At 58.1% G+C, this 9,095-nt stretch carries 7 protein-coding genes; 1 reads left to right on the top strand and 6 read right to left on the bottom strand.

The window, feature by feature from the left end; translation table 11 throughout:
• The 6 genes from AB7F49_RS35645 to AB7F49_RS35620 form a co-directional block, all read right to left on the bottom strand.
• Nucleotides 1-970 (bottom strand): AMP-binding protein (locus AB7F49_RS35645; protein ID WP_428531472.1); only part of this gene is annotated, 970 nt, incomplete at its 3' end.
• An 83-nt stretch (nt 971-1,053) separates the two neighbouring features.
• On the bottom strand, nt 1,054-3,018 hold the full coding sequence (locus AB7F49_RS35640; protein ID WP_428531469.1) for an acetyl/propionyl/methylcrotonyl-CoA carboxylase subunit alpha: 1,965 nt from the start codon (nt 3,016-3,018) through the stop codon (nt 1,054-1,056).
• Nucleotides 3,019-3,059: 41 nt separating this feature from the next.
• On the bottom strand, nt 3,060-4,214 hold the full coding sequence (locus tag AB7F49_RS35635) for an acyl-CoA dehydrogenase family protein (RefSeq protein WP_428531466.1): 1,155 nt from the start codon (nt 4,212-4,214) through the stop codon (nt 3,060-3,062).
• Nucleotides 4,211-5,821, bottom strand: coding sequence for an acyl-CoA carboxylase subunit beta (locus AB7F49_RS35630; protein WP_428531463.1), 1,611 nt, complete (start codon nt 5,819-5,821; stop codon nt 4,211-4,213). The genes AB7F49_RS35635 and AB7F49_RS35630 overlap by 4 nt, the downstream gene beginning before the upstream one ends.
• Nucleotides 5,822-5,825: 4 nt before the next feature.
• A complete protein-coding gene (locus AB7F49_RS35625) occupies nt 5,826-6,701 on the bottom strand; it encodes an SDR family oxidoreductase (RefSeq protein ID WP_428531460.1) in 876 nt (291 codons plus the stop codon).
• Between the two features lie 42 nt (nt 6,702-6,743).
• Nucleotides 6,744-7,493, bottom strand: a complete 750-nt coding sequence (locus AB7F49_RS35620) for a TetR/AcrR family transcriptional regulator (protein ID WP_428531457.1) — start codon at nt 7,491-7,493, stop codon at nt 6,744-6,746.
• Nucleotides 7,494-7,722: 229 nt separating this feature from the next.
• On the opposite strand from AB7F49_RS35620, the gene AB7F49_RS35615 reads away from it, so the two are divergent.
• A complete protein-coding gene (locus tag AB7F49_RS35615) occupies nt 7,723-8,877 on the top strand; it encodes an acyl-CoA dehydrogenase family protein (RefSeq protein WP_428531454.1) in 1,155 nt (384 codons plus the stop codon).
• Nucleotides 8,878-9,095 lie beyond the last annotated feature (218 nt).

Raw genomic sequence — 9,095 nt, 5'->3', positions numbered from 1 at the left:
AATCGGCGTCGAAATACGGCAACAGCATCTCGTAGCATTTCGGCACGCCGACATAGCAGGTAGGCCGGATTTCGCGAATGTTCTCGACGGTCTTGCTTATGTCCTGCGGAGTGGGCCGCCCGTTGTCGATATAGAGTGAACCGCCAAAGTGAAGGGCAAGCCCGAATACGAAGTTGCCGCCGAAGGTGTGATTCCAGGGCAACCAGTCGACAAAGACCGGGGGCGCTTCGGACAGGAACGGCCAGGTCTGGACGCTCATCTGCTGATTGGAGCAAAGCATCCGGTTGGTATTGATCGCGCCTTTGGGCATCGCCGAAGAGCCCGATGTGAACAGGATCTTTGCGAGCGAGTCTTCTCCGACCGATCGGGCACGCTCTGCGACAGCGGCAGTGATCGGAGTCGCAACCGCATCGGAAAATATTGTCGAGCGGCGCCCAGTGGGAGCGTCCTGCGTGACCAGGACCTCAACCGATTCCGGCACAACGGAATCGATGGCACGTTGAAACATGCGGCCACTGGCGGCAAAGACGAGCCCCGGCGTCAGCACCTTATAGGTGTGGCGAAGCTTGCCGTGATCAGACGAAAGCAGCGAGAAGGACACCGAAATCGGTGCATAGCCGACGCCGACATGCATGGCTGCGAGCGCCAGCAGAGCATGTTCGATATCGTTGCCGGACAGGATCATCAGCGGTCGCTCGACCGACAGACCGCGATCGAGGAAGAACTGCGACAGGCGCTGCACGGAGTTGTGGGCGTCCTGATAAGTTACAGTACGCCAGCTTCCGTCGTTCGCACGCTGACCCAAAAAAATGCGATCGGGCGCAGCCGCGGCCCAGTATTCGAGCGATTCGGTGTATCGCTTACGATAAGGCTTCAGCGGTTCCGGCGACGAAAGAAAAATCGTGCCATCGGCGCTTTTCTTGACGACATTGCCTCGTGTGCCGAGAGTAATGCTCCTGAGTTGTGTCATCATTTCCTTCCCCTTTGTGTTCGATCTTTTTCTTGTTGATCGCGGACGCAGATCGACAGCGACGATGCTGGAACAAGGCCGGCCTATCCTGTTTCAGGATCTATTTCGACCAAGCTCTCCCGGCTTGCGACTTGTTGCCCTTTCTTGACTTTGATCGATGCGACGCGGCCTGAGACCGGAGCGCGCACCATATGCTCCATCTTCATGGCTTCAAGAATGAGAAGAATGGCGCCCTTTTCGATCACGTCTCCTGCCGAAACATTCACCTGGGTGACCAATCCCGGCATCGGAGCGGAAGCGACGAAGGCAGTGTTCGCTTCGGTGTTCCGAGCAAGGATGGGCTCGGATTCAGTGAACGATCGACGCTTTCCGCACCATTGGATCGTCAGCGAGTTGCCGTCCCAAGCCTGCGCGACGACACTTTGAACGCCGTCGATGGTTACGTTCAATTGCGCGCCATCGCCGCATATCGATACGGTCTTGCGTATCTCGCGATATAGGACGCTGAATTGCGTGCCGGAAAGCGGCGTGACGCTGATTCCTCCGAACCAGTCTCCCGACTGAAGCTCGACCAGCTCCGCGGTCCAGGCGCTGTTGCGCCAACCGAAGAGCGGGCCGGCATATCTGCTCGAACAGTGACGATAGAAAATTGTCGCAGCTAGAATGACGAACAACGGGTCAGGCGGCTGATCTCGTTTGCTTTCGGCGAGGAGTCGTTCGATGAAATCGGTGGCGAACTCCGCGTCAGCAAAAGACCTGCTCTGCATGCATTCGATCAGAAATGCCTGATTGGTCTCGACGCCTGCGATGAAGGTGTCTTTGACGGCGGCCAGCGTTATCTGGCGTGCCTGTTCGCGATCTTCGCCATAGCCGATAATCTTGGCGATCATCGAGTCATAAAAGCCTGTGACGTGAACACCTTTCTCCAGGGCATGATCGATACGGATGCCGCTGCGGGTCGCCGGAATCCAGGAAGTCAACCGTCCGGTCTGCGGAAGGAAGCCTGCGGTGGAATCTTCGGCACAGACACGCGCTTCGATTGCGTGCCCGTTCAGCACGATCTGCTTTTGCGGCAAAGGCAAGGCTTCGCCGGCCGCCACACGCAGTTGCCATTCGACGAGGTCAAGGCCAGTGACCATTTCGGTCACGGGATGTTCGACCTGAAGCCTCGTGTTCATTTCGAGGAAATAGAACCGCCGGTCGGCAGTAACCAGGAACTCCACGGTCCCAGCGCCCCGATAGGAAATCGCTTGCGCCGCGATCAGGGCAGCCTGTGCGATTTCCTGCCGGAGCGTCGGGTCGAGATTAGGAGCTGGCGCTTCTTCGATGATCTTCTGATGGCGACGCTGAATTGAGCAGTCACGGTCGCCGAGGTGGACAACGTTGCCGAGTGTGTCCGCGAAGATTTGAACCTCGACGTGACGTGGCGCTACGATCGCCTTTTCGAGCATCAGTTGAGGGTTGCCGAAGGCTTTCATCGCCTCTGCCTGTGCAGACGGGAGGCCCTCTCGCAATTCCTGCTCCGAATAAACCAGCCGCATGCCCTTGCCGCCGCCGCCGCCGGTCGCCTTCAACATCACCGGGTAGCCGATCCGATCCGCTTCGGAAGCAAACGTCGCTTCATCTTGCGCCGCGCCGTCATAGCCCGGCAGGCACGGCACTCCTTTCTCGGCCATGATGCGCTTGGCCGTTGCCTTGTCCCCCATGAGTCGGATCGCCTCGGGCTCCGGGCCGACAAAGATCAGATCGGCTTTCAAGCAGGCTTCAGCAAAATCTGCGCTTTCCGAGAGAAAGCCATAGCCGGGATGGATTGCTTCGGATCCGGTGGTGCGCGCTGCCTCAATGATCGTTTTCGTATTCAGGTAGGATTCAGATGCAGGCGCGCCGCCGATGTTCACCGCAAGATCGGCAACCCGGACGTGAGGCGAACTGACGTCGGCATCCGAATAGACGGCGACAGTCCGCAGTCCCAGTTTCCGCGCAGTGCGGGCGATGCGGACAGCGATCTCCCCTCTATTCGAGATCAGGATGGTGGAAAACGACGCCACTGCTACTCTTTTCCGATCGGTTACGAGGGGTTTTCCCGAGATCAAGCTTTTCGGTCAGTCATTCCCATGCGTTTCGAGATGATCTCGAGCATGATTTCGTCAGCGCCGCCTCCGATCGAGGCGACGCGAGCGTCGCGAAACAGCCGGGAGATCGGCGTCTCGTTCATAAAGCCCATGCCGCCGTAATATTGCAGGCACGAGTCCGCCACCTCGCGCGCAATGCGGCCGGAAGCGAGCTTTGCCATTGAGGCAAGCGTCGTCACATCGACCCCCGCGATATATTCAGTGGCAGCGCGGTATATGAGCGAGCGCAACAGCTCGACTTGAGTCTGCAGTTCGGACAGGCGAAAGCGGATTGCCTGGTTATCGATAAGACGACGGCCGAAGGCCTCGCGCGTCTGGGTATATTCGATCGTATCGGCGATGGCCTGCTCCAGCGGCCGGAGCTGGCTCGCCGCCGACCACAGGCGCTCTTCCTGGAACTGCTCCATCTGATATACGAAACCTAGTCCTTCTTCACCGATGCGATTGCGCTGAGGCACCCGGACTTCCTCGAAGAAAATCTGCGCCGTGTCGGAGGACCGCATGCCCAATTTGTCGAGCTTGCGGGCGATCGTCACGCCGCGCGACTTCAACGGAACGCAGATCAAAGACTTGGATTTGTGCAGCGGCCCATCGCTGGTGTTGGCGAGCATGCACATCCAGTCGGCCTGCGCACCGTTGGTAATCCACATTTTCCCGCCATTGATAACGTAGTCGCCGCCGTCTTTCCGGGCTTGCGTCTTGATCCGGCTGACGTCCGATCCAGCGCTTGGCTCCGAGACACCGATGCAGGCAACCAAATCGCCTGCAATCGCTGGCTCCAGAAATTCCGCGCGCAGAGCATCCGATCCGTGCTTCGCCAGCGCTGGCGTTGCCATGTCGGTCTGCACACCGATCGCGAGCGGAACACCGCCGCACCGAATGTTGCCGAGTGCTTCAGTGAATGCGATAGAGAAGGTGTAGTCGAGGCCGAGGCCGCCGAACCGCTCCGGTTTGTTGATGCCGAGCAGACCCTGCTGGCCAAACTTCTTGAAGACCTCGTGCGCGGGAAACTGACCCACCTGTTCCCATTCATCGACGTGCGGGTTGATCTCGCTCTCGATTAGCTTGCGGACCGAGCGCTGCAATTCGAGGTGCTCCTGCTGGAACATCATAGCCGCGCCACTCCGAACGTATTCGCATTGAGGTTTCGCGATTGAGCCTCTCGGCATGTCGCGAGGCAAAAGGCCAGTACGTTGCGCGAGTCTCGTGGGTCGATGATTCCGTCGTCCCAAAGCCGAGCTGTCGCAAATAGCGCCGTCGATTCCTTTTCGAATTGTTCGATCAGTTGGCGCTCCGTGGCCTTGGCCGCGGCCCGGTCAAAGACCTTGCCCAGTTTTTTCTGACGCTCTTCGGCGATGATCGTCATGACCTGCGCCGCCTGCTCTCCGCCCATGACCGCTACCCGGTTATTGGGCCAGGCGAAGATAAAGCGGGGATCGAAAGCGCGCCCGCACATGCCGAAGTTGCCGGCACCAAAGCTCGCACCGATATGCAGCGTAATCTGCGGAACCGTGGCGTTGGAGACCGCTTGAATCATTTTGGCACCGTGTTTGACGATGCCACGGCGCTCGGCATCGGTGCCGACCAAATACCCGGTGATGTTCTGGAGGTAGACGATCGGCGTGCCCGCCTGACACATGAGTTGGATGAATTGTCCGGCCTTGCTTGCGCCATCGGGATCAATCGGCCCGTTATTGGCAATGAAGGCGACTGGATGGCCGTGTATCTCCGATTGACCACAGACCGTCGCAAAGCCGTAGGCGTGCTTGAATTCCAGAAAATCGGAATCATCGACGAGTCTTGTAATGACTTCGCGCACATCATAGGACTTACGGAAGTCGATCGGGACAATGCCGGCCAGCTCTTCGGGCGGATACCGCGGCTCGCGGAACGAGCTAACAGGCGCGCTACCACTCCAGTTCAGTGCTTTCACGATGCGCCGTGCCAGGCTGAGCGCCTCCAGGTCGTCCTCGGCGGTATAGTCGGCCACACCGGAGACCGACGAGTGCATATCGGCGCCGCCCAGATCTTCGTCAGTCGCCACCTCTCCCGTCGCGGCCTTGAGCAGGGGTGGTCCCGCCAGGAAGATTTTCGCGCGGTTGCGGACCATAATCACGTAATCGGACAAAGCCGGGAGATAGGCGCCCCCTGCCGTCGACGAGCCATGCACGACGCTGATTTGCGGGATGCCGGCCGCGGAAAGACGCGACTGGTTCTTGAACATCGCTCCGCCGTCGATGAAGGTTTCGGCTTGCAGTCGCAGATTGCCGCCGCCGGATTCGACCAGATAGATGACCGGCAACTTGTTTTCGGCTGCAATGTCTTGCGCGCGAAGCTGCTTCTTCAGACCGAGCGGCGTGATGATGCCACCCTTGATGGCGCTGTCGTGAGCGACGATCATGCAGCGGACCCCGGAGACGAAGCCGATGCCGGTGATAGCGCCGCCGCCCATGACGTTGTCGGCGCCATCATCGTCGTGCATGCCAAGTCCCGCAAGCGACGACAGCTCCAGGAACGGACTTCCACGATCGATCAAGTGGACTAGCCGCTGCCTCGGGAGCAGTTGGCCTCGAGATTCGAATTGCTCGCGGCGCGCGTTCGATAGCGTAGCAACCCTCTGTTCTATCGCGCGATAGCTCGCAATCAGGCGCAACATATCGTTGCGGTTTCTGACGAAACTCTCCTCGCCCGTGTCGATCTGGGATTGCAGAGCCGCCATGGAATCAACGTGCGCAGCTGTCGAGAAAGTCAATCTCGGATTCAAGATCGAAGGCCCGATAGGGCTTCGACCGGCGATGGTCAGGGATGTCCCAGTCCGGCCTAGCGTTGGGAACGGCGCCATCGACCCGCAAACAAGTGCCAGAAATGAACGCCGCGGCTTCGGACAGGAGAAAGACGATTGCCGCCGACACTTCGGATTCTGTGCCAAATCGTTTCAGTGGAACGTGCTGTTGAAGGCGCTGGAACATCGGACGCGCTGTTTCGGGGTATTTCGTCAAACCCGCGGATGCGATCCATCCTGGCGCGACTGCATTGACGCGAACGCCCGAACTCGCCCATTCGATGGCTGCGGTCTGGGTGAAGTTCAGCATTCCGGCCCGAGCCGCGCCGGAATGCCCCATCCCCGGCATTGAATGCCACATGTCTGCGAGAATATTTACAATAGCGCCGCCATGCGCCTCCATCGAGGCGCGGTAGCATTCGCGCGCCATCAGAAAGCCTCCCGTCAGGTTGGTCCGCACCACCGCCTCCCAGCCATTGAGAGAGATGTCCCTGAGTGGTGCGATGAATTGCCCACCGGCATTGTTTACGAGGCCGGTTATTGGCTGCCCCGATGCGAGAATGTCTGCAACGGTGGACGCGACCTGCTTTTCGTCGCGAATGTCGCAAGCATGGCGAGTAGGAGGTGTGTAGCCGGCAGCGGAGATTTCCTTGGCTACAGCTTGCAGTTTTTCCTCGTTTCTTCCAACAAGCGCGACAAACGCGCCCAGCGATGACAATTCATGTGCTGTGCATCGTCCAATGCCGCTGCCGCCCCCCGTCACGACGATGCGCTGCCCCACGAACGCGTCGGAGCGGAATATCGACTTGTAAGTCATCGCAAGTCCTGTCTCATCTCTGTAGCGCAGATCAAAACGCGTTCAATTGGATCTGCGCGATCGATTGTCGATGATGCTGCTCATCCGGTCGGCGATCTGCTCGAAACGTACTAAGAGATGCTGCTGATCCTGACGCTGGGCAAGCAATCCTCCAAATACGATCGAACAGATCTGGTCGGTCGATTTGTCCACATCGAAATCGCCGCGGCTGTAGAGAAATCGAGATATATGGTGTTCGATTCCGCCAAATATGATGTCGCGAATGATGGTGACCGGCAGGTCTTCGCGCAATTCTCCAACTTCGATACCCTCGCGGCAGGCATCAACGAGAACCTTGGTATATTCACGGTTCAGCTTGTAGATGCTGTGATGATAATAGTCCCGGCTGTTACGGGCTTCACTCCAGCAGAGGCGCGCTAGCTCAGGATTGTCCTTCAGTGACTTGAGGTGCCGCCACACGACGAAGCGAATCTTGTTGCTGCAGCCAATGATGCCGGGCAATTGTTCGGAGAAATCTTCCAGCATGCTGCGATACCAGCTTTCCAAAACGCGCAGCAGCAGGTCGAATTTAGTCTTAAAGAACTTGTAGATCGTGCCTTCGGCGACGCCGGCTTCAGTCGCGATTTCGGCCATTGATGCGGCGGCATAACCGCGTTTGATGAAAACGGTGCGCGCCGCAGCCTCGATATCTCGGATACGCTGCTCTCGAGGCAGTCGAGTGATGGTGCGTGTTGAAACCGAAGGATTGCGTCGCACGGGCGCCTCGCGGATCAGCAGCAGCCACCAACGCAACGGTCAAGTCGTGGGGTGCGTGCGTTCACGTTAAGCATCGACGTTTCCTCAAGGCTTGATCTGTTGTGTTTAGTGAGCCATGCTCATTTAAAGAAGAATAAGCTCAGTAAGTCAATTGCCGCGCTGCAACAAAATGCTAGACTTTGCACCAAAGAATCTAATTCTCGAATTAGTGAATATGGCTCACTTATGAAGTTGGCTTCAGAAGAGCGGATCGAATAGCGAACAAATGGAGGAATTGTTGCCAATTGCCTTGTTCTACGATGCCTCACATGAAGCGTTTCGTGAACAGCTGCGACGCTTTGTCAGGAAAGAGATCGAGCCATATGTCGATTCGTGGGACGAGGCGGGCACTTTTCCGCGTGAATTGTACCGGAAGGCGTCTGCAGTGGGGCTCTTACAAGCCAATTTTCCGGAAGAGCTCGACGGTGTTCCGGGAGATCGCTTTTACTCGATCATCGTGAACCAAGAACTCGCTCAGTGCGGGGCCGGCGGCATATGTGCGGGGTTGCTCAGTCACACGCTCGCCTTGCCGCCGATCGTCAGGTTCGGATCTGATGAATTGCGTAACAGCATCGTGCCTGCGGTCTTGTCAGGGGACCGGATTGCCGCGTTGGCCGTAACTGAGCCGACCGGAGGGTCTGATGTGGCTAAGCTCAGAACAACGGCCCGGCGGGAGGGTCAAGGTTTCATCCTCAATGGTGAGAAGACGTTCATAACGACGGGAATGAGGGCCGATTACATCACCGTTGCCGTCCGTACCGGAGGACCGGGCTTCGGTGGCCTCTCGCTTGTCGTTGTGGATGCGGACAGCCCAGGTTTATCGCGGGTGCCGCTCGACAGAAAAATGGGATGGTGGGCATCGGATACGGCCGCTCTGTATTTCCAGGATTGCTATGTGCCCTCCGACCGGCTCATCGGCGAAGAGAATTCTGGAGCCAAATATCTGTTGGCTACGTTCAACGAGGAGCGTCTTGGGCTGGCGGCGTCCGCAATCGGATTTTCGCAGCTCGCCTATGATGAGGCGCTTGCCTATGCGAAAACGCGCGAGACCTTTGGCAAGCGTCTGGTTCAGCATCAGGTCATTCGCCACAAGCTTGTCGATATGAAGCAGCGGATTGTAGCCACACAGGCGCTGCTGGAGATCGTCGCTTGGCAGATGGAACAAAATATCGAAGCGATTGCGGAGCTCTGCATGCTGAAGAACCAGGCGACGCAGACAATGGCGTTTTGCGCATCCGAAGCGGTTCAAATTTTTGGGGGCGCCGGCTTTCTGCGGGGCTCGAAGGTGGAGCGCATCTATCGGGAGGTCAAGGTGAACGCGATCGGTGGAGGCACCGAGGAGATCATGAAAGAGCTTGCGTCGCGCCAATTGGGGTTTTGAGCGAATCTGCCGGGTGAGATTGATGGTTGACGGGAGCAGATTGACCGACGAGGTCGGGCATGTTCGGGAAGCGCACCGATGGCTAGATCCGTGGCGCGCTAATGCCTGGAACGCCGCGCTCGGCATCGTCGGGGGAGAGTTTCGCGAGGGTGACCCGCTGCCGATCCTCTGGCATTGGCTCTACTTCCTGCCGACGCCGAACTGCGCGGAAACAGCAG

Origin of the sequence: Pseudorhodoplanes sp. (genome assembly GCF_050250235.1) — a bacterium.
GTDB lineage: Bacteria > Pseudomonadota > Alphaproteobacteria > Rhizobiales > Xanthobacteraceae > Pseudorhodoplanes.
Note: the sequence above shows the minus strand (reverse complement) of the source record. Positions and strands in the feature narration are given on the sequence as shown.